Genomic DNA, 22,355 nt, shown 5'->3' with positions numbered 1-22,355 from the left:
CGTGGCTCACGCGACGCGGATCCGGCTGCACTCCTAGACGCCCGCTGGCTGCGTGGGATCCGGCGCCCCTGCTGGACGCCTTCCCGATCGACCGCTGGCGGCGCTGAGGACGGGCCGTCAGCGCCGCACTCGGCGCGGTGCCGCCAGCACCGCGTCGAGCAGCTGTGCGAGGTCGGCGGCGCGACGGTGCCAGCCGTACTGCTCCGCGTAGACCGAGCCCTCCCGGTTGGGTCCCGACGCCGCAGCCTCCAGCGCGGACCGCAGCCCGTTCTCTGCGCCCGCAGGGTCGTCGTAGAGCCAGACGCCGGGGGCGGAGCGGGCTCGCAGTGCAGGGGAGGCGGACGAGACGATCCTGAGGCCGGCGGCGAGGTACTCGAAGTACTTCATCGGGCTGCGACCCGCGTTGCCCGGGTCGTCCGAGAGCGGGAGCAGCCCGACGCGGGCGCTCTTCAGCAGCGCGGGCGCCCGGGAGTAGGGCACGGCGCCGAGCAGCTCCACGTTCGCGGGCAGCGTCTCCACGTTCTTCGGGAGCGGACCGGCGAGTCGGAAGGGGACGTCAGGGAACGCCGAGGCGAGCATCCGGACTCCTCCCCAGTCGAAGCGGCGGTCGAGCGCCCCGAGGTAGACGACTCCCGCACGCTCGGCACCGAGACCGTGGAACCGCTCGTACTCGACTCCGTTCTCGAGGACCAGCGTGCGCTCCGGCGCGGCCACTCCCTCGGAGACCGCGCGCAGCACCGGCTCCGACGTGGCGACGAGAGCGTCCGCCCGCTCGAGGAGCTCGATCTCCGCCGCCCGCATCCCCGGTTCGAAATGAGCGTCCGTGGGCCGGTAGACGACACGCTTCGGCTGCAGGAGCTCGAGGAGCGGCACGCCCATCAGGGGCTGGTCGACGATGAGGACATCAGGACGCATCGCCCCACTGGGCGCCCGCCAGGGCCGCAGCGGCACCCGCAGAGACGGCGTCCGCATCCGCGCCGGGAGCGATCCCAGTGGGGCGACGGTGAGCGGTTCGGCGTGCACGACGCCCGCCGCGTCCGTGCGTGGACCTCGCAGCGCAAGACCGAAGCGGGCCCGCACGGTGGCGTCCCGCAGGCGCCCCGCGTGCAGGAGCGAGGACGGCGTCGAGACGTGCGTCACCGTGTTCCCGAGGCGCGAGAGCTCGCGAGCCAGGTGGTGGCTCCCCACTCGGAAGACCCCGACCTCGGCGGTGTGGCTCGCGAAGACGATCTTCACGGGCGCCCGACCGGTCCGGAGGCGTCGACGAGGAGGTCGACGAGTCGTCCTCGCTGCATCCGCAGCGCCGACACGGAGTCTCCGACGCGCCTCCAGTAGTCGGACGGGTCCTCCCGCAGTTCAGCGATCTGGTCGCGGATGAGCGAGAGATCGGCGTCGAAGGCGTTGTGCACGAACCGGTCGATCCCGAGGTCGTCGTAGGCACCCCAGCCCTTCCGCTCGTAGCTCAGATGGACACTCGGAACGCCGCTGCGGATGGTCTGGATGCTGCCGTGCAGCCGGACCGAGACCACGACCGCCGGCCGATCCGCGACTCCGCTGCCGACCGCGTCGCGGAGCAGGCGGAAAGGCCCTTCGTGGCCGAGCCGCTCGTAGAACTGCGGATCGTTGTTGCCGCGAGCGGTGGCTTGAGCGAGCAGCTCCGACTCCGGATCGCGCGCGAGGGCGTCGATCCGCGACTCGTAGGCGGCACGTCGCGACCGGCTCGAGGACAGCGCGCGGGCGACGATCCCGACGGGCCCGGGAGCTCCGGCCCGCACGACGGTCCTCGGATCGAACTCGTCGGGGAGGCCCAGAAGGGCCATGTCGGGAGCGCGGTGCACGTTCGCGAGGCCGGACAGCTCCTCGACGGAGCGGTCGTCCCGGGCGAAGACCCCGACGGCGCGGGCCAGTCGCGCCGCGATCACACGGCGGGTCCCGAGATTGAGCGGCCCGATGCTCTGCGGAAGGTAGACGAACGGAACGCGGTCGCCGCGCCGGGGCATCTGGACGAAGTTGGTGCACATCATCTTGACGACTTCGACGGGATTCTTGGTGCGGAGGTAGCCGCCCCCGACGCCGACGACGAGGTCGGACCCGGCGATCGCCCGCGCGTAGCCGGCGCTCCGGCGGCCGGAGAGCAGCGCGACCCCGCCGCGTCGCAGCGTCTCGAGGCTGCCGATGCTGCCGGCACGGCCGGTGAGGGGGTGCAGGACACGCTCGTAGAGCTCCTCGTCGAAGCTCGCGGGATCGAGGGCGACGAGCGTGATCTCCGCCGTCGGCAGGGCCGAGAGGACCAGCTCCCGCGCCTCCTCGACGAGCAGGCCGTCGCCGGAGTTGGTGGTGCTGTAGGCGTGGACGATCGTGACCCTCACCGCGCGGCCTCCTCGAAGACGCGAGCATGCGCTGCGATGGAGTCCGACCAGTGGAATCGTCGAGCGTTGATCAGACCCCGGCTCCGCAGGTCGTTGCGGAGGGACGGATCGGCGACGATCTCGCGCATGTGATCGGCGATCGCCGTCGCGCCGATGTCGGTGAGCGTCAGCGCCGCGCCGCCCGCCACCTCGGCGAGCGACCCGCGATCGCTGCAGATGACGGGAACGCCGCACGCCATGGCCTCGACGACCGGGAAGCCGAAGCCCTCGTAGGTGGAGGGGAAGCAGAAGGCGAGCGCTCCCCGGAGCAGCGGGACGAGCGCCTCATCCGGTACGCGGCCGAGGTAGCGCACGCCGCGGGTTCCGCGGACCGCCTCGAGGATCGCGTCGCTCTCCCACGCCGGAGCGCCGGACACCAGGAGCGGCACCCCCGTCTCGTCGAAGACCTTCGAGGCGGCTCGGCACAGCTCGATGATGTTCTTGCGGGGGTCGAGGTTGCCCGCGTAGAGGAAGTACGGGCCGTCGATCCCCAGCTCGTCGAGCGCGACGGAGTCCTGGTCGGTGGAGCGGGTGTTGAACGTGTCGTGGTCGATCCCGTGCGGGATGGTGACGATCTTCCCGGCGGCGTCGGGTGCGACAGTCGCGATGTCCCGGGCGGAGGAATCGGAGACCGTGATGATCGTGGTCGAGAGTGCTGCGAGACGCGCGACGCGCTGGCGCCACAACCGGTCGGAGCTCCGGCTGCGCACATCGTCCACGTGGAGTGTCGCCAGCCCGTGGATCGTGCCGACGATCGGGAGGCGGCTCGGAACCAGCGGCCCCGTGTCCGCGGGGAAGTGGAGGACGTCGATCCCGGAGGGGCGGAGCCTCGGCAGTACGAGTCCCTCATAGGCGCCGTAGACGGCGCTGCGGGCTCGGCCCCCCTCGATCGGAGGTCGGGACAGCACGTGCTGCACGCCGTGTCCGGCGAGCCCGCTGTAGACGGTGCGGGCGTATCGGGTGTTGCCGCCGACCTGTCTGTCGAGGACACGGGCGGAGACGAGCACTGTCGTCATGGCTTCCTCCTCCGAGGGGCGGTCGGCAGCAGGCCGAGGTAGAGCCGCTCGAGCATCTGCGACTGGTGCTGCACGGTGTTCAGGGCGAGGGCGTGCTCGGCGGCGGCGACGAGACGGGAACGGGCCGCCGGGTCCTCCAGATCGCCCCAGTACGACGCCACATCGTGGGGGGAGTGCGCGACCAGGGGCAGGCCGAGGCGATCGAAGGCGGGGATGTCCCGCACGACGAGGGCCAGCCCCATGCCGTGCGCCTCCAGAACGGCCATCGGCATCCCCTCCCACTGCGCGCTGTGCAGGTACACGTCGGCATCGCCCAGTCGGCGGAGCGCCTCGTCGCGGCTGAGCCAGCCGGTGACGTGGACGCCGGCCTGGTCGAGGGCGGTGCGGTGACGCCCCTCGCCTCCGCCGATCCACGTCGCGTCGACGGAATGGCCGGCGGCGCGCACGGCCTCCACGGCCTCGGCGAAGAATCGGGGATCCTTGTGCGTCGAGAGCCGACCGGCGCCGACGAGGCGGAGAGGCCTCGGCCCGCCGGGGCGAGTGGCGGGCGGGAGCGAGGCGGGCACCGAGTTGGGGACGTGCACGACCTCCGCCCGGCTGAACGGCCACCGGCTCAGACGGGCCTCGCGAGCTGAGCAGGCGGCGAACACGGTGGTGTTGAAGGCGAGGACGCCCTCGAAGACCCGGAACGCCGCCCGGGCGGGCAGCGGGAGGTCTCGGCGCTCGAAGCCGTAGCAGTGCGGCGTGTAGACGATCGGACGTCGCCGGCCCGCCCGGACCGCGAGGCGCGCGTACGCTCCGCCGAAGCTGGAGTGCGCGTGCACGACAGCGCCCGGCATTCCGGCCAGAACCGTTCGCAGAGCGCGGACTCGGGCGACGTGCCCTGTCGGCAGCGCCGTCACGCCTGCGAACGACGCGAAGGCGCTCTCCGGTACCGGAGAGTCCTCCCGCGGTGAATACACGAGCCTGTGCTGGAAGGCGGGCGTGGCCGCTACGTAGTCGCTGATCGCCGACGCGGTACCTGCGCCGAAGCTCTCCGTCACGTGCACGATCGTGCGCTCGCCTTCGCGCCAGTCCTCAGCGAGTGTGGATCCGCTTGTCAACCGTTCGCGCCCTTCCGGCTTGGCCGAGCCGTGGAAGGCTCCGGTCCCTGTCGATGTCCATCGGACAGGATCCCTCACCGACCACGCGGTCCGTCGGCATGACTCCGTGAGCGATCCTATGTGCTCCCGGCCGACGGTATGAGGTCGAAAGGGGACCACCTCCGGGGGACCGGGACCGTGGTTAGTCTGTAGTCCTACAGAGCTGAACGGAGCTGCTGCAGGAGACGATCGATGATCGATCACGTCGGAGATGAGGCGCGCGATGGCTCGAGGGGGCGCTGCGACCGCGACGACGCGAGAGGGCGCGGCGCGTCTGGATGTCGTCCAGCGGCTTCTGTTCCTCGCCATCGTCTTCATGCCGTTCCAGCAGGCGCTCACCATTCAGGTCGGCTCTCCGCTGAAGATCACCGAGATCGCCGTCATCCTGGCCATCGGCTTCTCCGTGATCACCGTCCAGAAGGACCGGTACACGCCGGTGGGACGGGAGATCGTGCTGGGGCTCGGTGCGCTGGTCGTTCTGGCGACGATCTGGGCATTCCTGTTCAAGCAACCCGAGGTTCCAGCCGCCTACGGCTATGACCTGGGCTTCACCAACGACATGATCCTCTACTGCGGATACGCTCTGCTGGCCCTCGCGGTCTGGTGGTACGTCGGCCACCGACTGGGATTCCAGGACATGGAGCGGGCTCTCTCGATCGCCGTCCGCCTCGCTTTCGTCTTCTGCGCGATCCAGCTGGCCCTCCACCTCGCCGGGGTCCCGCTGCCCGCTCTCCTCAACTCGACGATTCAGATGGGGGCGACCTTCGGCGTCAGCCTGCCGAGGAACGGCCCGTTCCTCGAGGGGAACTACCTCGGTTTCTTCGCCGGGATCGCGCTGTTCGCCTGCCTGCGCCGTCGCGACCGCATCGGAATCGCCGCCGCCGTCGCCTGCCTCGTCTACTCGCAGTCGACGTCGGCACTGATCGCGACCGTCTCTGCGGCGGTCCTCACGGCGACGCTCCGCCCCCAGCGGGGAGTGGGAGTGCAGATCTTCAGCGTCGGCGCGCTGGGCGCGATGATCGTCCTGCTCGTTCCCGCCCTGCAGCGCTTCGTCCTCGCGCAGCTCTCGAAGCTCGGACTGGGCACAGGCGCCGTCGACGTCGGCACCCGCTCGCTGAACGTCCGATCCCAGTCGTCGAGCACGGGCTTCACCATGGCCGCGGACAATCCGCTGTTCGGAGTCGGACCCGGCCGGTTCGGCGTGTGGAGGACCGACTACTCCCAGGCGGTGGCGGGGCTCACCTCGAACGGCGCCTCTCGCGGTCTCGCGAACAACGTCTACGCCCAGCTCGCTGCCGAGACCGGAGTGATCGCCCTGGCCCTCTTCGCCGTCCTCCTCGTGATGCTGATCGTGCGGGGATATCGGCGCAACGGGACGGCACTGGGTCTGGGGGTCTTCCTCGCCGTCGCTCTGGCCTCCGCCCCCGCGTGGACCGCCTTGACCGTGTGGATCGCGCTGGCGTACGCCGCATCGCTCGCCTCCGAGCCGCTGCCGGCGACGACCTCGATCGCCCGGTCCGGCCTCGACTCGGAGCGACGGGCAGCGGCGGTGTCGCGATCCATGGCGGTGCGTCCGGCGCCGTCCACCGGTCGGCACCGGCAGTTGTCGGATCGACGGTGAGCTCCGCACCCGCGACGACCGAGCTCTCCCTCGATGATGCGGTACACCTCGCACACGCCCTCACCGCGCACCTCTCCTCCACGCACGGGCTCCGCGCCCTGTTCATCAAGGGGCCCACCGCCCATGCACAGGGCATCCGCACGAGACGCGTGTCCAGCGATGTCGACGTGCTCGTCCACCCGGCGGACGTCCAGCGCCTCGTCGACCTGCTGGCCGAGCGCGGATGGATCCCCCGGCCCGACCGCCCGGCCCCGCGCGCGTACCCGGTGCACTCCGTGACCCTGTTCCATCCGCAGTGGACCTGCGACATCGACGTGCACGACCGCTACCCCGGATTCTTCGCAGAGCCGGAGGAAGTCCTCGACGTGCTGTGGACGTCGCACCGGACCGTGACGATCGCGCACAGGAGGGTCGCTGTGCCCTCCCCGGTCGCGGGCGCGGTCGTCGTCGCGCTCCACGCGCTGAAGGATCCCCTCCTTGCCCGGAGCACGTCCGAGCTCGAGTCGGTCATCGGGTTCCTCAGGGGCGCGAGCGAATCGGACCGGGAGGCGCTGCTCCTGCTCGTCGAGAGCACCCGCAGCGCCTACCCCCTCCGCCCGGTGCTCCACGCCCTCGGGCTGGACGTGCCGGACGACCTGGCCGTGCACGAGCGCCGGTTGTGGGATCTGCGGGTGGCCGGAACGGGGCGGTCCAGCTATCACTGGGCGCTCGCCTTCGTCGAGGCCACAGGGAAGCGGCGCATCGTGCTGATCGTGTCCGCGCTGACGACCGTGATCGGTCTCACACGCCGGGCGCGCCGGAGGGCTGCGGAGACGGGGATGGTCCGCTTCGATCGGCCGTCGTTGTCAGATCTGCGGGCGTTCCTCGGGCTCGTGCGCTCGCTCGCCGCCGATCGTCGACGCCGTCGCCGAGAGAATGCGACCCACTCGTGACCACCGTCGATCCGGGAGCTCTGGATCACGCCGTGTGGGCGCGATCCGATCAGCTGGCCTTCGTCGAGGACGACGCGCAGGCGGTGCTGCTGAACCTGTTGTCGCCGTTTCCCGTGCCCCTCGTGCTGAAGGGCACGGCGCACGCGATCTGGAGAAGGCTCGAGCATCCGTCCACGACCGTCGAGATCCTCGCGGGGCTCGCCGACGAGTTCGGCGTCCCCCGAGAGGTCCTCGAGGAGGACGTGCTCAGTTTCCTCCTGGAGCTGAGCACAGCAGACGTGGTCCACCGGCTGCCCTCGCGCTGAAGGTGAGACATCGTGCAGCAGTGTGCGCCGTGCGGGGGGTGTGAACGGCGGTCGTGACGGCGGCCTTTCCTCCGTACTGTTCGGGAATGGGAGCATCATCGCGGGATCGAGGACGACGGGCGCTTCTGAGCCTGACGGCGGCAGCGGGCGCGGGCGCCGTGACGGCGGTGGCGACGGCCCCCCCGGCGACAGCGGCCAACGCCTTCCCGGACGCACGGCTGGACGGCTTCCGGGACTCGACCGAGTTCCCGGGAGCGACTGCTGAGCAGCGGCTCCGGGCCGCTCTCGACGCGGCTCACGCCCTCGCGACCGAGTCCTTCCTGGTCGTCTCCGAGCCCGTCGTGCTGACAGCACCCTTGACGATCGACCTCTCGCGTGTGTCGATGGAGTTCGCCGGAGGCGATGTCGATGCGACGGCGGTGTCGGGATCGGCGCTCGTCCTCACCGCCTCCGAGGCCTCCGATGATGCGCCGCACACGCGCGTGAGCCTGCGCGGACTGCGCCTCACGGGTCCCGGCCGAGCGGCTCCTGGATCCGTCGGCCTCGAGCTGTCCTCGGCGACAGGCGTCCGAGGCGCAGGACTGTACGGAGTGGAGATCATCGGATTCGAGACGGGTGTCCGGTTCGGTCCCGGCGCCGAGCATCTGCGCCTCTTCCACGTGGCCGTGGAGGAGTGCGGCACGGGCGTCCTGGTCGCCGGCACTGCCCCTGGGTCGAATCTCGCGATGGTCGGCGGTTCTGTGCGCTCGTGCACGACGGGACTGTCCTCCGCGTCGACCAGTGGCGAGCTGCACACGACGTCGCTGGCCATCAGCGGATGCGATCGCGCGGTCGAGGCTTCAGGGGGTGCCGTCACGCTGCACGCTGCGACCGTCCGCCTGACCCCGGCGAGCACGGTCAGCGCGTTCTCCACCGCTGCGACGACGACGGCCAGGATCAGCATCAACGGCGGCACGGTCTCCGCCGCCGCCCCGCTGGCGGCGGCCACAGTCTTCGAGACGGCTCACAGGAGCTGGGGAGGCGGGATCGTCGTGACGAGCACCTCCTTCCGCAACGTCGCTCCGGCATCGGGCTACCTCGTCGGAGGGACCGGACTCGTCCGGTTGGCGGACGTCTCGATCCTGGACGAGCCCTCCGTCGTGCCGACCTCGGTTCTCGTCCACCGCGCCGCGAACCGGCTCGTCGATGGAGCCTTCGATGTGGGCACGGTCGCGGACGCGTACCTGGACACTCCGGACGCCACCTCTCGGAGTGCGAGCCCGTCGGCCACGCTCGCCGTCGCGTCAGGGCGGCTCCTGGTCCGGAAAACAGGCACCGGACAGACGAGTCTCTCGTTCGATGTGCTCAGCAGACCCGGGCGGGTCTACGCCGCCGACCTCGTCATCGGACAGGCCGCTGCGAACGGGTCGATGATCGTCTCGGAGTCCTTCGTCACCGTCTCCGGTCGTGACGCCCGCGGCATCCCTGTCACCGTCCGCTCGGAGCCCGTCTCCTCGACGACGCAGTCGATGGCGGCGATGGCCGCGGCACTCCCGTTCCGGGTAAGACCCGCGACCGGCGTGGATCGCCAGGCGCCGTCCTGGGCGTCGCATTTCCGCGTGACCGTCGGCCTGAACGACCCCGCCGCGGGAACGGTCGGCATCGACGACGCGGTCGTCACCGAGATGTGAGGACCGGCCGCTCGCGCGGTGGCCCGATGCGTCAGTGGGCGCCGCCTCCGGGGGCGACGACGGCCTGCACGGTTCTCGCGAGCAGCGCGAGGTCCCCGGTGAACGACCAGTTCTCCACGTAGTAGAGATCCAGTCGGATGGCGTCCTCCCAGGAGAGCGTCGACCGCCCGCTGACCTGCCAGAGCCCGGTCATGCCCGGCTTGACGTTGAGGCGCCGGCGCGCGGCCTCGTCGTAGAGCTCGACTTCTCCCGCCACCTGCGGCCGCGGCCCGACGAGCGACATGTCGCCTCTCAGCACGTTGAAGAGCTGAGGGACCTCGTCGATCGAGTACTTGCGCATGAAGCGTCCGATCGGTGTGATGCGAGGGTCGTCAGTGATCTTGAACAGTGGTGTTCCGGACGTTCCCTGAGCGGCGAGCAGCTCGGCGAGCTGATCATGAGCGTTCACCACCATCGAGCGGAACTTGATCATGCCGAAGGGCTTGCCGTTGATGCCGATCCGCGTCTGGCGATAGAACAGGGGCCCCGAGCTCGTCAGCTTGACGGCCAGTGCGACCGAGGCGATGAGAGGCATCAGCACGGCGATGAGGCTCAGCGATCCGACGATGTCGAGGGCACGCTTGCGGGCCTGCTTGCTGCCCTCGAATCGAGGTGTCTCGATGTGCACGAGAGGAAGGCCCGCCACCGGGCGCATGTGGATCCTCGGTCCGCTGATGTCGGTGAGGCTCGGCGCCATGACCAGGTGCTGGCGCCTCGGCTCGAGACTCCAGCTCAACTGTCGGATCTGCTCGGGTGGCAGGTGGTCGCTGCTCGTGATGATGACGGTATCGGCGCCGGTCCGGTTCAGGATGCCCGGCACCGCATCCACCGTGATGTTCTCGAAGACAGGCACCCCCCACCCGCTCACCCGATCGCTGGCCAGATCCTCGGGGATGCACACGCCGACAACGAGATACCCGGCCCCGGGGGCGCGGACGAGCTCGCGGTAGATGTGCTCGACGCTCCGTGGCGAGCCGACGAGGACGACGGAGGAGGAGTACCGGCCCGCGCTCCGCTGCTGCCGCAGCCACACCCTCCAGGCTCCGCGTCCGAGCCAGAGCAGGACGAGGCCGAGCGGGAGCGCGGTGATGATGTACCCGCGGGCGAAGCCGATCTGGCCGAGGTAGGCGACGCACGTGATCACGGCGAACAGCAGGAGCGTCGCATCGAGGATGCGCTTGTACTCCGTCACCTCTCCGCCGAGGACACGGTCTTCGCGTGTGGCGTAGAACTTCAACAGGGCGGCCCACAGCACCACGATCATCGAGGAGACGATCCAGTAGTTCGCGAGCAGGCCCGCGATCTCCGGCTGATGGCCGGCCACGAACAATTCTCGGCTCTCCACTCCGAACCAGAAGAACTGACTGCTGAAGACCGAGAACACGATGACGAGGACATCGGTGATGACGAGTTTTCTGGCCACTGCTCGGGACCAGGAGCTCCGGCCCTTCTCGGAGGAAGAGCTCTTCGTGGAAGTGGGTGTTTGCAGTTTCACCGTGTGAGCCCTGTCTGCGACTGACCGCTGTTCTCTCGCATAAGCGACCTGCCCTCAGCGTAGTGGTCGGGCGTCGTGCTCCTCCGTCCTGAGCGAAGCTCCGCGCAAAGGCCCCTCCTAGGGGATGCTCTCGGCTATTCCGACTATTCCCCGACGATGAGGACGCGCTCGGACCTCCGTTGTGCGCCGTCGACGACCGCTCGGACGTCGGCGGCGGAGACGTCCCGAGCACGGGGAGTCGAGTTGGTTCGGCGGGTCGGATCCGTCGGGCGGCTCAGGTCTCTCGGCTCGCGCGGTCGGCGCTCGTGCGTCCGGTGCTGATGCGGTGTCGCGGCGTCCCGCCGCTGTCGATGGGGCGTGACGCGCAACGGCAGGAGAAGACTCGGGAGAGGCGCCGCGAGAGCTCGCGAGGGGAGACCGGCGGACGATCGTCGGGCACCGACGGCGGGCACGTCGTCGCCGGCAGGGACGAGCAGGACGCTTCCGCTGCCGGAAACGACGACGGCACACTCGTGCTCATCGAGACGGACAGGTGCTGCGCCGGAGTGCTCCTGGGCGTGGAGCCGAGATCGGCGCATGCGTCTGCGGTCATCGGCTCCGGCCACGGCCGCGGCCAGGCGCCCGTGGTCGGGCGCTCCGGGGGCGAGTGCCTCGCCGGCGGACGATCCTGCCTCGACGGGGAGCTGCTCGGAGCCGATGACGAGCCGTGTCACGGCTTCCCGGGGCGCTTCCGCTCTCCGTTCAGGACGTCGCGGATCGCTCGGGTCGTGTCGGGTTCGGGCCGGTGAGCGCGACCGGGGATCGAGGCCCTGTCCCCGTCTGCCCGAGCCGGTCGTCCTGTGAGCGAGGCATCCGCTCGCACGAGCGGGTCCGGTGACGTCCTCCCTCGGTGATCGAGGGGAGGACGTCACCGGACCCGCGAGTCCTGCTCGGGGGGCGCGCCGTCGTCAGGGCGCCCCCTGGTGATCAGCTCAGCCGCAGAGTGCCGCGCCTGCCACGTAGAACGCGCGGATGCCGATGTTCGGCGTCGAGGCCGACGCCACGCTGGTGACGTTCGTGATCGTGACGACGGGGCTGCCGGTGCTGTTGCTGTCCCACGTCCCGGGGTTGCTCAACGGGGTGCGGTAGTACTGGTTGTTGTCACCGATCACGTTGATCCAGTTGCCGCCGATCTCGACTCCGAGGTCCTTCGCCGTGCGTCCGGCCGGAAGTGCGGTGAGCTGGGTGCCGTCCTGGTCGAACACAGCGGCCGTCGTCGCGAAGATGCGACGCGTCGCGCCGAAGACCTGGGTGTCGGCGGCGACCTGACGCAGCCCGGTGACTGTGGCGAGGACCTGCGTCCACGGCGACCAAGACGCTCCGGCCTCGATGGTCTTCGTCGCCTCCCATGCCGTCCCGTCGGTCGCGACGAGCGACACCCGCCACAGGCTGTCGTCGCTGAACGACACGGCGATGTCGAGGACAGTGCGGCCTCCGGGCGCGGCCGCGAGCGCGACGCCGTCCCAGTCGTACACCGTGCTGCCGCTGGCCGAGAACAGGCGGGCTCCGCGGTCGCCGCCGGCGATGATCAGACCGTCATCCGCCGCGATGCTGGTCATGCCGATGCGGATGGGGGTCGTCGTGTCCCACTCGTAGAAGCCGCCGGAGGGGGCGGTGTGCGAGTAGACGTCGCCGTCCTGGGAGACGACGTAGCTCAGGTAGGTCGCAGACGCAGCCGTGTCACCGACGCCGGTCCACGCGACTGCGAAATCGACCACAGTGGTGACAGCTTCCGGCATCTCGGACTCGACATTGTTGCGACGTCCGCGGAAGGTCGAGGTGCGGGTGCCGCTGGTGCCGTTCACGATCGCTGCGGTGGTCGCATCGGCCACGGGAACGGTCGGCTGGGCCGGATTCACCACGCCTGCTGTCGTGGCCGTGATGGTGCCCGTCTGGCTGACTCCGGCGGTGGCGAAACGCAGACCGTTGAAGCCCTCCAGGAGGAGGCTTCCGCCGGCACCCGTGAACAGCGTGCGAGGTGTGGCCGTGCCGTCGTACCAGCGCAGCGCGGTCGGCAGAGTCACCGTCACCGCGATGCCTGCGGCGGCCGGAACTCCGGAATCGCTCACCTGGAGGTAGGCGTTGAACGGGTTGCAGCTGCTCGTCGTGTAGGAAGTAGTGGCATCGCCACCCTCCTGGTCGACGAAAGCGACCGTGCGCACGGTCACCGGGGCCGATGCGGCGGCGAGCGGCGCACCGATCGCCGCGACGACGACGGGAGTGGTCCATGCGGCCGCCTGCAGGACGGTCCGGCGGCCGGGAACCGCATTGCGAGCCGGAACGGGCGAATCAGAAGGGGACGTGTTCGACATAATATGCCTCTCTGGTTGGACGAATGGCCTGCGGATCTTCAACGAACGACCTGAGCCGTAGACGGCAGACGTTCCCTCGGAAGATCCACTGCTCATGTCGCAGCGTCCCGAGAGTTTTTCCGCGACGATTGATTTCGCGAGAGGGCTGTCCTTCCCGCGGCAGGCCTGAGACTACTGCACACCAAGTAATTCCACGCAACGGGGTTCGACGATCTCGAGACAGATGAGAGAGGCTCCGAAACGGCGGCGGAACGACTATCCGCCTCACTCCGAGGTCGCCCTGTTCTGCCGCAAGAGAGATGATTGATCGACAGGTGAGGCGCAGAGCCGTCTCCCGCTTGTGTTCCTTCTCTCTCCTGGCGGATCGATCGGGCCGTGAGTCCGGCCGGATGAGGCGCTCCGGTGTCGGCTGCCCGGATGCGTCTCCCCGCCCGAGGAACCCCTACAAGGCCGATCGGAGGACGGCCTCTGCGGCCTTCGTGATTCCGTCACCAGGCGCGCACGGGCAGGACCGCCTCCCGAGGGCGTCCTCCTCGTTCAGGTGCAGCGTCTCCGTCGGCTGCACGGCCTCGTCGTGATCCGACTGATCGGCCTCACCTCGGCCGGGCGCGGGCTCGTTCGCGGATCCCCGGCGGCGAGAGGAGGATCGCCGGCGCATCCGCAGTCGCTCATCGACCCATCAGGACGTCCGCTCCGTTCCGGCTCCTCCGACGCTGCCGTCGCGTCGTCCGACCTCGGCGCCGGAGCGGCGGCGACGGGCGCCGCTCCGATGGGACTCGGGTCGGGTCCGGTGAGCGGGCGCGTTCCGCCTCCGGCGCAGTCGGGTGCGGGAGGATGATCGGATGGACGACACGGCGGTACGGCGGCTCCTCGAGGGGCTCGCGGGGGCGGAGGCGAGCTTCCCGTTCGGCCCGGGCACGCGGGTGTGGAAGGTCGCCGGGAAGGTCTTCGCGCTCGAGTCGGAGCGCTTCGAGCGCCCCGTCGTGAGCGTCAAGGCGCTGCCCGAGAACGTGGTGCACCTCGTCGCGGGGGTCGAGGGCATCGAGCCCGGGTACCACCTGAACAAGAAGCACTGGGTGACCGTCGATGCGGGCGGGGCGGTGGAGTCCGGGCTGGTGCTGGAGCTGATCGAGGAGTCCCACGCGATCGTCGTCGCCGGACTGCCCAAGCGGCTCCGGCTCGCCCTCGGCGGCACCGCCGCCGGCTCGCTGAACGAGGACCGCTGAACGCCGCCCGCCCGGCGCCGCCCTGCCGCAGCGCCCCCGCCGCGGCAGAGGCTCGCGGGGCGCGGCCTACAGGCCGTAGGAGCGGAGGTACGCGGCGGTGTCGTGCCAGCCCTCGACGGCGAAGCACTCGACGCCCATCGCCTTGACGGGGTAGTCGTTGCCGTCCGGGTCGAGGCGGTCGCCGACGAAGATCATGTCGTCGAGAGGGATGCCAGTCAGCTCGGTGAGCTTGTTCATCCCGTACGCCTTGTCGATGCCCTTGCGGGTGATGTCGACCGACGTCGAGCCGCCGGAGCGCACCTCGAGGTCGGGGAGCACGGCCTGCACTGCCTCGCGGAGGGTGTTCTTCTTCTCGCCGTCCGGGTCCCAGGCCTGCTTGACCTCGACGGGCGCGGACTGGCCGAGGGCCGAGAAGGTGATCTGCGAGTCGCGGTCCTCGAGGATCGGGCCCCAGGTCTCGGACTCCCAGTAGCCGAGCTCCTTCGCCGTCTCCTCGACGGCGGAGAGCGCGCGCGACTTCTCGTCCTCGGTGAGGTTCTCGGCGTAGATCTGCGCCCAGTCGCCGTTCTCGTACCGGTAGTACTGCGTGCCGCAGGTGGGCATGAGGTGCAGCTTCGCGAGCACCTCGGGGTCGGCGCCCTCGAGGCGGTCGAGCACCTGCATCCGGAACTGGCCGATCTGGCCGCCCGAGATGATGCACACCTCGGTGGCCTGGAGCAGCTTCACGAAGAGGTCGGCCATCGCCGGGTCGACGGGGGACTTCGAGGCGGCGAGGGTGTCGTCGAGGTCGAAGGCCATCAGGCGGGGCAGGGTGCTCATGGAACTCGTTTCACGGTCTGCGGACGGGGCGGTAACGAGGATACGGGGCGCCGCCGGAACGCGCGCGCGGTCGGCGCGAGCGGGCTCCGAGCGCAGACTGGGGGCATGACCGCCGCCACAGCGCCCGACGGAGGACGCCGCTCCGTTCCGCGCACTCTCGCCCGCATCCTCCTGGGCCTGGTGCTCGTCACGGCCGGCTCGGCGCACCTGACGGTCGCGCGTCAGGCCTTCCAGGCGCAGGTCCCGCCGTGGCTGCCGGCCGACCCGGACCTGGTGGTCGTCGCGTCGGGCGTCGTCGAGATCGCGCTCGGGCTGGCGCTCGTCGTGCTCGTGCGGTGGCGCGTGATCGTGGGAGTCGTGGTGGCCGCGTTCTTCGTCGCGGTCTTCCCGGGGAACATCTCGCAGCTGGTGACGCGGACGCCGGCGTTCGGCCTCGAGACGGACGCGGCGCGCGCGGTGCGGCTCGTCTTCCAGCCCCTGCTGGTGGTCTGGGCGCTCTGGTCGACCGGGGCGTTCTCGGCCTGGCGGGCCCGCCGGTCGCGACGCCGCGGGGACTGAGCCGCCGGTCCGCGGCCCGATCGTCCCGCGATCCTCCGGAACGGCGAACGGCGGCCGGCGGGAGACCCCGCCGACCGCCGCCCGTGCCCTGCTCGGCTAGGCCGCGAGGCGGCGTCGCGCGACGACCAGCGCGAGACCCGACAGCAGCAGCACGAGGGCTCCGCCGATCAGGCCGGCCGCGTCGGCGCCGGTGTTCGCGAGCGAGCCCGGGCCGGAGCCTCCCGCGACGGGGGCCGCCGTGGTGGTGGGGTGCGGCGACGGAGCCGTGGTGGGCTGCTCCGTCGGGGCGCTGGGCTCGGTCGGCGCCGGGGTGACCGGGACCTCGGCGGCGGGCTCCGTCGTCAGCGACCAGTTGGGGTCGTAGAAGTCGGCCTGGTCGATCACGCCGCGGGCGGTCGACCAGTCGATGAGGAGCTGGCGGATCTCGAGACGCTCGTCGTAGACGAGCGGTGCCTGCGCGACGGCCGGGTAGGCGCCTCCGCCGCTCTGGCGGTAGTTGTTGACCGCCATCACGAAGCGCTCGTCGTCGGCGACCGGGGTCCCGTCGGCGTGGGCGAGACCGCGGATCCGCGAGCCGGCGGGCTGGGAGACGTCGATCACGTAGTCCAGGCCCGAGATCGCGTCGTAGTTGTAGTCCGGGATGCCGTCGGGGCGGTCCTCGGTCGTCGCGTTGGTGCCGGTCTCGGGGTCGAACACGGCGCCCTCGGCGGTCTGCACGAAGTAGCGGGCCGAGAACTCGAGGTAGTCGCGCACCTCGGCTCCGGTCAGCTCCACTCCGCGGAGGGTGTTCTCGTAGATGTACAGGCCCGCGATGTCGCGGATGCTGACCTGCCCCTTCGGGAAGACGGCGGTGCGCGAGAACGGCGACGCCTGCGAGATCACCGGCAGGTCGGCCCACTCGGTGCCCTCGAGAGCCGTCTCGACGGTCTCGGCCTGGACGGTGTTGATGAAGTCGATGATCGGGGTGTCCTCGTAGCGCGAGGTCGCGGCCGAGAGCTCCTCGACCGAGTCGGCGACGGGGGTGTTCACGTACTCGATCGTGGCGGCGTGCTGCTCGGCGAGGGCGTCGACCAGTGCGGGCGACTCCTCGGCGATGTCCTTCGCGTAGACGGGCTGCGTGACGGGCGCGTTCCCGGCCGACCAGTCGACCTCGAGGCCGCCCGCGGCGTCCGGCACCAGGTTCAGGGTGACCTCGGTGAGGCCCTGCGCCCAGAACTCGGGCTGGGTGACCAGCACCTGCTCGCCGGCGACGTTGGTGAACAGCGTCTGCGGCAGGTCCTTGTGGCTGTGGCCGGCGACGACCACGTCGATGCCGGGGACCTGCGTCGCGATGTTGTTGACGACGTCCTCGTTGAGGTCGGCCGGGTCGTACTCGGCGTCCGGCACCGTGCCCTGGCCGGTGTGCGCGAGGACGACGACCACGTCCGCCTGCTCCTGCACGATCGGGACCCACTGCTTCGCGGCGGCGACCATGTCCTGGAACTCGAGGACGCCGTCGACGTACTGCTTGTCCCAGACGCGGACGCCGGGGGTGACGAGGCCGAGGACGCCGACGGTGACCGTCTTCCCGTCGATCTCGCGCTCGATCAGCGTGTAGGGGTCGTGGTACGGCTTGCCGGTGGCGACGTCGACGACATTCGCGCCCAGCAGCGGGGCGTTCAGGTCGCCCTCGTACGCGCTGAGCATGTCGAGCCCGTAGTTGTACTCGTGGTTGCCGACGACCTGCGCGTCGTAGCCGATGGTGTTGAACGCGGTGGCCATCGGGTGCGTCGTCTCGCCGGAGAGGACGCCCGCGGCGCCGTCGCCGAGGCCGTAGTAGTAGGTGAGCGGCGTGCCCTGGATCGCGTCGCCGTTGTCCATGACGAGCACGGACTCCTCGCCCTTCTCGGCGCGGAGGCGGTCGACCTCGGTCGCGACACGGGTGAGGCCGAGCGCACCGTCGGCCGGGTACGGCGCGTTCGCGAAGTAGTCCCAGTCGTAGACGTGCCCGTGCGTGTCGGTCGTCGACACCAGGGTGAGCTCGACGCCGTCGTCGAGCGGGGCGGCCGAGGCGATCGGAGCGGCGGTGGCGGCTCCGAGTGCGACGACGGCGAGGAGGCTTGCGGCGCGGAGTCTGCGCATCGTGGTCCTGTTCGCGTGATGAGTGGAGTGTGAACGTCCTCGAATCTATGCGCCGCGTGTGAACTGCGCATGACGGGATCGAGAGCATTGCTCGGCGATGCGTCGGCGGGACCGACGCGGAGCCGGGGGGAGTCCGCGGGGCCGGCCCGCGGCGAAAGAGTCCGCCGGGTCGACCCCGAGCGCAGGAGCCGTCCTCCGGCCCCTCCGCTAGAATCGAGCGGCTGGTCGCGCGGAGGCGGCACGACTGCCGCGCCGCACCCGCCCACCCCCGCCCCTCCCGTCGAGAAGGACACGCCATGCCAGCAATCGTCATCACCGGCGCCCAGTGGGGCGACGAGGGCAAGGGACGCGCCACCGACCTCCTCGGCAGCCGCGTCGACTACGTCGTGAAGTTCAACGGGGGCAACAACGCCGGGCACACCGTCGTCGTGGGCGACGAGAAGTACGCCCTGCACCTGCTCCCCTCCGGCATCCTCACCCCGGGCGTCGTCCCGGTCATCGCGAACGGCGTCGTCGTCGACATCGAGGTGCTGTTCCACGAGCTCGAGGCGCTGAGCGCCCGCGGCGTCGACGTGTCGAAGCTGCTCGTCAGCGCCAACGCGCACGTCATCACCAGCTACCACCGCACCCTCGACAAGGTGACGGAGCGCTTCCTCGGCAAGCGCCAGATCGGCACCACCGGCCGCGGCATCGGCCCGGCGTACGCCGACAAGATCAACCGCGTCGGCATCCGCATCCAGGACCTCTTCGACGAGAACATCCTCCGCCAGAAGGTCGAGGGCGCCCTCGACCAGAAGAACCACCTGCTGGTGAAGGTCTACAACCGCCGCGCGATCCTGGTCGAGCAGGTGCTGGAGGACCTGCTGCAGTACACCGAGCGGCTTCGCCCGATGGTCGCCGACACGTCGCTGGTCCTCTCGCAGGCGCTCGACGCCGGCAGGACGGTGCTGTTCGAGGCCGGCCAGGCCACGATGCTCGACGTCGACCACGGCACCTACCCGTTCGTCACCTCCTCCAACGCGACCTCGGGAGGAGCGGCCACCGGCTCCGGAGTCGCGCCGAACCGCATCGACCGCGTCATCGCGGTCATCAAGGCGTACACGACCCGCGTCGGCGCCGGCCCGTTCCCGACCGAGCTCTTCGACGAGTGGGGCGAGTACCTCCGCCGGCAGGGCTTCGAGTTCGGCACCACGACCGGCCGCCCGCGCCGCTGCGGCTGGTACGACGCCCCGATCGCCCGCTACTCGGCGCGGATCAACGGGGTCACCGACTTCGTCCTCACCAAGCTCGACGTGCTCTCGGGCCTCGAGACCATCCCCGTCTGCGTCGCCTACGACGTCGACGGCGTGCGCCACGACGAGGTCCCGGTCTCGCAGAGCGACTTCCACCACGCGAAGCCGATCTACGAGGAGTTCCCCGGCTGGCAGGAGGACATCTCCGGCTGCCGCGAGTTCTCGGACCTGCCGCAGACCGCGCAGGACTACGTGCGCGCGCTCGAGGCGATGAGCGGTGCCCGGTTCTCGGCGATCGGCGTCGGGCCGGAGCGCGAGCAGGTCGTCGTGCTGCACGACCTGCTCGACTAGAAGCGGCGAGGAGCCGGGTCGGGCAGCCCTCTCGGAGGCGGCCGACGTGGTCACAACGGAGCAAGAACATCGGGGACCTCGCGGAGTGACGCGGATCCCGGGCCCTCTCGACGAATCCTGCCTCCGGTGTGGACACGAACGCCGCCGAGCGCGCCGGATAATCGGCGCATGCAGATCTACGCCGACCTCCCGGCCGTCCGCGCGCGGCAGATCCTGGCCGACGCCCTCGCTCTCGGCGTGGCCGTCGTGGCGATCGCCGCGGGGATCGCGGTCGGCTCGCTGATCGCCGGCCTGGCCGAGATCGGCCGTCGGCTCGAGAGCGCCGGCAGCGGCTTCGGCTCGACCATGAGCGACGCCGGGACCACCCTCGGCGGCATCCCCCTGCTCGGCGACGCCGTGCGCGCTCCGTTCGACGAGGCGAGCGGGGCCGGCTCCGTGCTCGCCGCCGCCGGACGCGACCAGCAGCAGCTCGCGAGCGCCCTGGCCGTGGTCGCCGGGCTCGCCGTCGGGGGCCTCCCGCTCCTGCTCCTGGCCGTGCTCTGGCTCCGGCCCCGGCTCCGCTTCGCCCGCCGGACCGCCGAGCTGCGCGCCCTCGGCTCGACCGGCGGCGGAACCGAGCTGCTGGCCCTGCGCGCGCTCACCCAGGCGTCCCCCCGCGACATCCTCGCCGCGCACCCGGACGCCGCCGCGGGCTGGCGGACCGGTGACCCCGCCGTCACCGCCGCGCTGGCGGCCCTCGCCCTCCGCCGGGCGGGGCTCCGGCCCCGCTGACCCCGCAGGACCACCGCGGGTCCGCCGGAGGGATGACGCCGCGAGCCACTGCGGACGACGCCGGCGACACGGGTGCCTCCGTAGCGTCGAGGACATGCAGAACCAGACCTCCTCCGTCGTGGCGCGCGTCGAGGGCGTGCGCAAGCTCTACGGCAGCACGCCGCCCGTCGTCGCCCTCGACGACGTCACGCTCTCGATCGAGCGGGGCGAGTTCACCGCGGTGATGGGCCCCAGCGGATCCGGCAAGTCGACGCTCATGCACGTCCTCGCCGGCCTCGACACCGCCTCCTCCGGCCGCGTGTTCCTCGGGGACGCCGAGATCACCTCGATGAGCGACGCCGAGCTGACCGTGCTCCGCCGCCGCAGCGTCGGCTTCGTCTTCCAGGCCTTCAACCTCGTCCCCACGCTCGACGTGCGCGGCAACATCCGCCTCCCGTTCGAGCTCGACGGCCGCTCCGTGACCGGCGACGAGGAGCAGTGGATCGCCCGGCTGATCGAGTCCCTCGGGCTCCGCGAGCGCCTCACGCACCGGCCCCACGAGCTCTCGGGCGGGCAGCAGCAGCGCGTGGCGATCGCCCGCGCCCTCGCCACCCGGCCGCAGCTGATCTTCGCCGACGAGCCCACCGGCAACCTGGACTCGCGCACCGGCCGCGAGGTCCTCAGCCTGCTCCGGGCCTCCACCCGCGAGTACGGCCAGTCGATCGCCATGGTCACCCACGACCCGATCGCGGCGGCCTACGCCGACCGCATCGTCTTCCTCCGCGACGGGGCCGTCGTCGACGACCGCCGCGGGATGAGCGCCGAGGAGATCTCGCGCGCGATGCTCACGATGGAGGGCGCGGCGTGAGCGGCGTGCGCACGGGCTCGAGCCAGGGCGGGGGCGCCATCGTCACCGTCGCCGCACTCGCCGCGGCGTTCGGCGCCGTGCTGGTGCAGGTCATCGCCGACATGGTCGCGGCCTTCGCGGCGGCGGGGATCGACGGCATCGGCCAGGTCGCCCTCATGCTCGGGATGGTCGGCGCCGTCTTCTTCGGCATCGCGGTGTTCGTGGGCGGGATCGTCACGGCCAACGCGGTCTCGACCGTCATCGCCGGGCGCACCCGCGAGATCGCCCTGCTGCGCCTGCTCGGCGCCTCCGGCCGGTCGCTGCGCAGCGGGATCGTCCGCACGGGCCTCCTGCAGGGGCTCCTCGGAGCGGCGATCGGCCTGGTCGCCGGCGTCGCTCTCGTGGCGCTCGCCGCGGAGCTCGCCATCCGGAGCGGCACCCTGCCCCGCTTCGACTACCCGCTCGTCTCGCCCGGCCTCGTGCTGCCGCTGATCGCCGTGGTCGCCTCGACAGTCATCGCCTCGTGGTCCGGATCGCGCCGCGTGCTCGCGGTCGCGCCGTCGCAGGCCGCCGGATCCTCCGCCGAGCCCCGCTACGAGGAGCTGCGCGGCCGCACCGCCCGCAACGTCACGGCGATCGTCTTCGTCGTGGTCGGCGCGCTGCTGCTCGCCGCCGGTGTCGTCCTCGGGCTCGCCAACCCCGGCGGCGTCCTCCTCGGGCTGGTCGGAGGCATGGCGTCCTTCACCGGCGTGATCCTCGGGGCGCCCGTCCTGCTCCCTCCGCTCACGGCCCTCGTGGGCCGCGCCTTCGGCCGGGGCCCCGTCGCCCGACTGGCGTCCGCCAACGCCGTCCGCAATCCGGCGCGCAGCGCCCGCGCCGTCATCGGACTGGTCATCGGAGTGTCGCTGGTCACGATGTTCGCGGTCGCCGCCGCCACGTTCGGCACGATCATGGAGCGCTCGGGCGAGACGAACCCCGAGGTGATCGCGGCGTTCGAGCAGTTCATCCAGGTGAGCACCGCGGTGATGAGCGTCCTGCTCGGCTTCTCGGTCGTCCTGGCCGCCGTCGGCATGGTCAACACGCTGTCGCTCAGCGTGCTGCAGCGCCGGCGCGAGCTGGGCCTGCTCCGCGCGCTCGGCTTCACCGGCTCGCAGGTGCGGTCGATGGTGGTGCTGGAGGCGGCGCAGATGATCATCGCTGCCGCGGTGCTCGGCATCGTGCTCGGCGTGGTCTACGGCTGGTGCGGCGCGATCTCGGTGTTCGGCTCGCTGCCGGGCATCGGACTGATCCCGCCGACCGTCCCGGTGCCGATCCTGGTGGCGGTGCTCGTGGTCGGTGTCGTGATCACGGTCGTCGCGGCCGTGCTGCCCGCCCGCCGCGCCACGAAGGTGTCGCCGGTCGCCGCTCTCGCCGTGGCCTGAGAGCCGGCACCACGTAGAACCCGCGGCCCGAGGATCGGCGCCCTCACCACG

At 71.0% G+C, this 22,355-nt stretch carries 18 protein-coding genes; 10 read left to right on the top strand and 8 right to left on the bottom strand.

The genetic code is table 11. The annotated features are described in order from the left end of the window. Positions 1 to 117: 117 nt before the first annotated feature. From C5C99_RS09510 to C5C99_RS09495, 4 genes are read right to left on the bottom strand one after another with little or no spacing between them, the layout of a single operon-like run. Positions 118 to 1,236 carry a glycosyltransferase gene (locus C5C99_RS09510; protein ID WP_104262618.1) on the bottom strand — a complete coding sequence of 373 codons (1,119 nt, stop codon included), beginning with the start codon at positions 1,234 to 1,236 and terminating at the stop codon, positions 118 to 120. Next, positions 1,233 to 2,369 carry a polysaccharide pyruvyl transferase family protein gene (locus C5C99_RS09505; protein WP_181074576.1) on the bottom strand — a complete coding sequence of 379 codons (1,137 nt, stop codon included), beginning with the start codon at positions 2,367 to 2,369 and terminating at the stop codon, positions 1,233 to 1,235. The genes C5C99_RS09510 and C5C99_RS09505 overlap by 4 nt, the downstream gene beginning before the upstream one ends. Next, entirely contained in the window at positions 2,366 to 3,424 is a 1,059-nt protein-coding gene (locus C5C99_RS09500) for a glycosyltransferase family 1 protein (protein WP_104340002.1), read from the bottom strand. The genes C5C99_RS09505 and C5C99_RS09500 overlap by 4 nt, the downstream gene beginning before the upstream one ends. Then, positions 3,421 to 4,875, bottom strand: a complete 1,455-nt coding sequence (locus C5C99_RS09495) for a glycosyltransferase family 4 protein (protein WP_258059310.1) — start codon at positions 4,873 to 4,875, stop codon at positions 3,421 to 3,423. Before C5C99_RS09495 ends, C5C99_RS09500 begins: the two co-directional genes overlap by 4 nt. On the opposite strand from C5C99_RS09495, the gene C5C99_RS09490 reads away from it, so the two are divergent. The 4 genes from C5C99_RS09490 to C5C99_RS09475 all read left to right on the top strand — a co-directional run bounded on the left by C5C99_RS09490 (position 4,790) and on the right by C5C99_RS09475 (position 9,094). Further along, positions 4,790 to 6,187 (top strand): O-antigen ligase, encoded by a 1,398-nt coding sequence (locus tag C5C99_RS09490; RefSeq protein WP_181074575.1) that lies wholly within the window; start codon positions 4,790 to 4,792, stop codon positions 6,185 to 6,187. The two genes, C5C99_RS09495 and C5C99_RS09490, sit on opposite strands and share 86 nt — an antisense overlap. Next, positions 6,184 to 7,119 carry a nucleotidyltransferase family protein gene (locus tag C5C99_RS16795; protein ID WP_181027180.1) on the top strand — a complete coding sequence of 312 codons (936 nt, stop codon included), beginning with the start codon at positions 6,184 to 6,186 and terminating at the stop codon, positions 7,117 to 7,119. Before C5C99_RS09490 ends, C5C99_RS16795 begins: the two co-directional genes overlap by 4 nt. Further along, entirely contained in the window at positions 7,116 to 7,424 is a 309-nt protein-coding gene (locus tag C5C99_RS17125) for a PqqD family protein (RefSeq protein WP_181027179.1), read from the top strand. The genes C5C99_RS16795 and C5C99_RS17125 overlap by 4 nt, the downstream gene beginning before the upstream one ends. Before the next feature lie 167 nt (positions 7,425 to 7,591). Continuing rightward, complete coding sequence (locus C5C99_RS09475) at positions 7,592 to 9,094, top strand: hypothetical protein (RefSeq protein ID WP_146076940.1); 1,503 nt, start codon at positions 7,592 to 7,594, stop codon at positions 9,092 to 9,094. A gap of 31 nt (positions 9,095 to 9,125) precedes the next feature. Here the strand turns inward: C5C99_RS09475 and C5C99_RS09470 are convergent, their stop codons facing one another. Beyond that, entirely contained in the window at positions 9,126 to 10,556 is a 1,431-nt protein-coding gene (locus C5C99_RS09470) for a sugar transferase (RefSeq protein ID WP_258059309.1), read from the bottom strand. Positions 10,557 to 11,599: 1,043 nt separating this feature from the next. Beyond that, positions 11,600 to 12,979, bottom strand: coding sequence for a hypothetical protein (locus C5C99_RS09460; RefSeq protein WP_146078822.1), 1,380 nt, complete (start codon positions 12,977 to 12,979; stop codon positions 11,600 to 11,602). A gap of 842 nt (positions 12,980 to 13,821) precedes the next feature. Here C5C99_RS09460 and C5C99_RS09455 point away from each other — a divergent pair. After that, on the top strand, positions 13,822 to 14,205 hold the full coding sequence (locus C5C99_RS09455; protein ID WP_104222787.1) for an MmcQ/YjbR family DNA-binding protein: 384 nt from the start codon (positions 13,822 to 13,824) through the stop codon (positions 14,203 to 14,205). Between the two features lie 66 nt (positions 14,206 to 14,271). Here the strand turns inward: C5C99_RS09455 and C5C99_RS09450 are convergent, their stop codons facing one another. Continuing rightward, positions 14,272 to 15,024, bottom strand: a complete 753-nt coding sequence (locus tag C5C99_RS09450) for an HAD-IIB family hydrolase (protein WP_104340000.1) — start codon at positions 15,022 to 15,024, stop codon at positions 14,272 to 14,274. 105 nt (positions 15,025 to 15,129) lie between these two features. Here C5C99_RS09450 and C5C99_RS09445 point away from each other — a divergent pair, with 105 nt between their 5' ends. Then, positions 15,130 to 15,582, top strand: coding sequence for a DoxX family membrane protein (locus C5C99_RS09445; protein ID WP_104250678.1), 453 nt, complete (start codon positions 15,130 to 15,132; stop codon positions 15,580 to 15,582). 96 nt (positions 15,583 to 15,678) lie between these two features. Here the strand turns inward: C5C99_RS09445 and C5C99_RS09440 are convergent, their stop codons facing one another. Continuing rightward, positions 15,679 to 17,703 carry a bifunctional UDP-sugar hydrolase/5'-nucleotidase gene (locus tag C5C99_RS09440; protein WP_104339999.1) on the bottom strand — a complete coding sequence of 675 codons (2,025 nt, stop codon included), beginning with the start codon at positions 17,701 to 17,703 and terminating at the stop codon, positions 15,679 to 15,681. Between the two features lie 296 nt (positions 17,704 to 17,999). Between C5C99_RS09440 and C5C99_RS09435 the strand changes: the two genes are divergently transcribed. From C5C99_RS09435 to C5C99_RS09420, 4 genes are all read left to right on the top strand, one after another. Further along, positions 18,000 to 19,286, top strand: a complete 1,287-nt coding sequence (locus tag C5C99_RS09435) for an adenylosuccinate synthase (protein WP_104222783.1) — start codon at positions 18,000 to 18,002, stop codon at positions 19,284 to 19,286. Between the two features lie 168 nt (positions 19,287 to 19,454). Next, positions 19,455 to 20,057, top strand: a complete 603-nt coding sequence (locus C5C99_RS09430) for a hypothetical protein (protein WP_104234281.1) — start codon at positions 19,455 to 19,457, stop codon at positions 20,055 to 20,057. 94 nt (positions 20,058 to 20,151) lie between these two features. After that, positions 20,152 to 20,904, top strand: a complete 753-nt coding sequence (locus tag C5C99_RS09425; protein WP_104222781.1) for an ABC transporter ATP-binding protein — start codon at positions 20,152 to 20,154, stop codon at positions 20,902 to 20,904. After that, positions 20,901 to 22,304 (top strand): ABC transporter permease, encoded by a 1,404-nt coding sequence (locus C5C99_RS09420; protein WP_258063476.1) that lies wholly within the window; start codon positions 20,901 to 20,903, stop codon positions 22,302 to 22,304. The genes C5C99_RS09425 and C5C99_RS09420 overlap by 4 nt, the downstream gene beginning before the upstream one ends. Positions 22,305 to 22,355: the final 51 nt, after the last annotated feature.

This window comes from Rathayibacter sp. AY1C4, assembly GCF_002932195.1.
Lineage (GTDB): Bacteria > Actinomycetota > Actinomycetes > Actinomycetales > Microbacteriaceae > Rathayibacter.
This window is presented reverse-complemented; position numbering and strand designations above follow the sequence as displayed.

Bases quoted from the DNA above. Each gene is read 5' to 3' on its own strand.
- C5C99_RS09430 (WP_104234281.1), top strand. From the start codon at position 19,455: ATGCAGATCTACGCCGACCTCCCGGCCGTCCGCGCGCGGCAGATCCTG.
- C5C99_RS09500 (WP_104340002.1), bottom strand. From the start codon at position 3,424: ATGACGACAGTGCTCGTCTCCGCCCGTGTCCTCGACAGACAGGTCGGC.
- C5C99_RS09445 (WP_104250678.1), top strand. From the start codon at position 15,130: ATGACCGCCGCCACAGCGCCCGACGGAGGACGCCGCTCCGTTCCGCGC.
- C5C99_RS09455 (WP_104222787.1), top strand. From the start codon at position 13,822: ATGGACGACACGGCGGTACGGCGGCTCCTCGAGGGGCTCGCGGGGGCG.
- C5C99_RS09490 (WP_181074575.1), top strand. From the start codon at position 4,790: ATGGCTCGAGGGGGCGCTGCGACCGCGACGACGCGAGAGGGCGCGGCG.
- C5C99_RS09425 (WP_104222781.1), top strand. From the start codon at position 20,152: ATGCAGAACCAGACCTCCTCCGTCGTGGCGCGCGTCGAGGGCGTGCGC.
- C5C99_RS09440 (WP_104339999.1), bottom strand. From the start codon at position 17,703: ATGCGCAGACTCCGCGCCGCAAGCCTCCTCGCCGTCGTCGCACTCGGA.
- C5C99_RS09460 (WP_146078822.1), bottom strand. From the start codon at position 12,979: ATGTCGAACACGTCCCCTTCTGATTCGCCCGTTCCGGCTCGCAATGCG.
- C5C99_RS09435 (WP_104222783.1), top strand. From the start codon at position 18,000: ATGCCAGCAATCGTCATCACCGGCGCCCAGTGGGGCGACGAGGGCAAG.
- C5C99_RS09495 (WP_258059310.1), bottom strand. From the start codon at position 4,875: ATGGCGAGGAACAGAAGCCGCTGGACGACATCCAGACGCGCCGCGCCC.
- C5C99_RS09450 (WP_104340000.1), bottom strand. From the start codon at position 15,024: ATGAGCACCCTGCCCCGCCTGATGGCCTTCGACCTCGACGACACCCTC.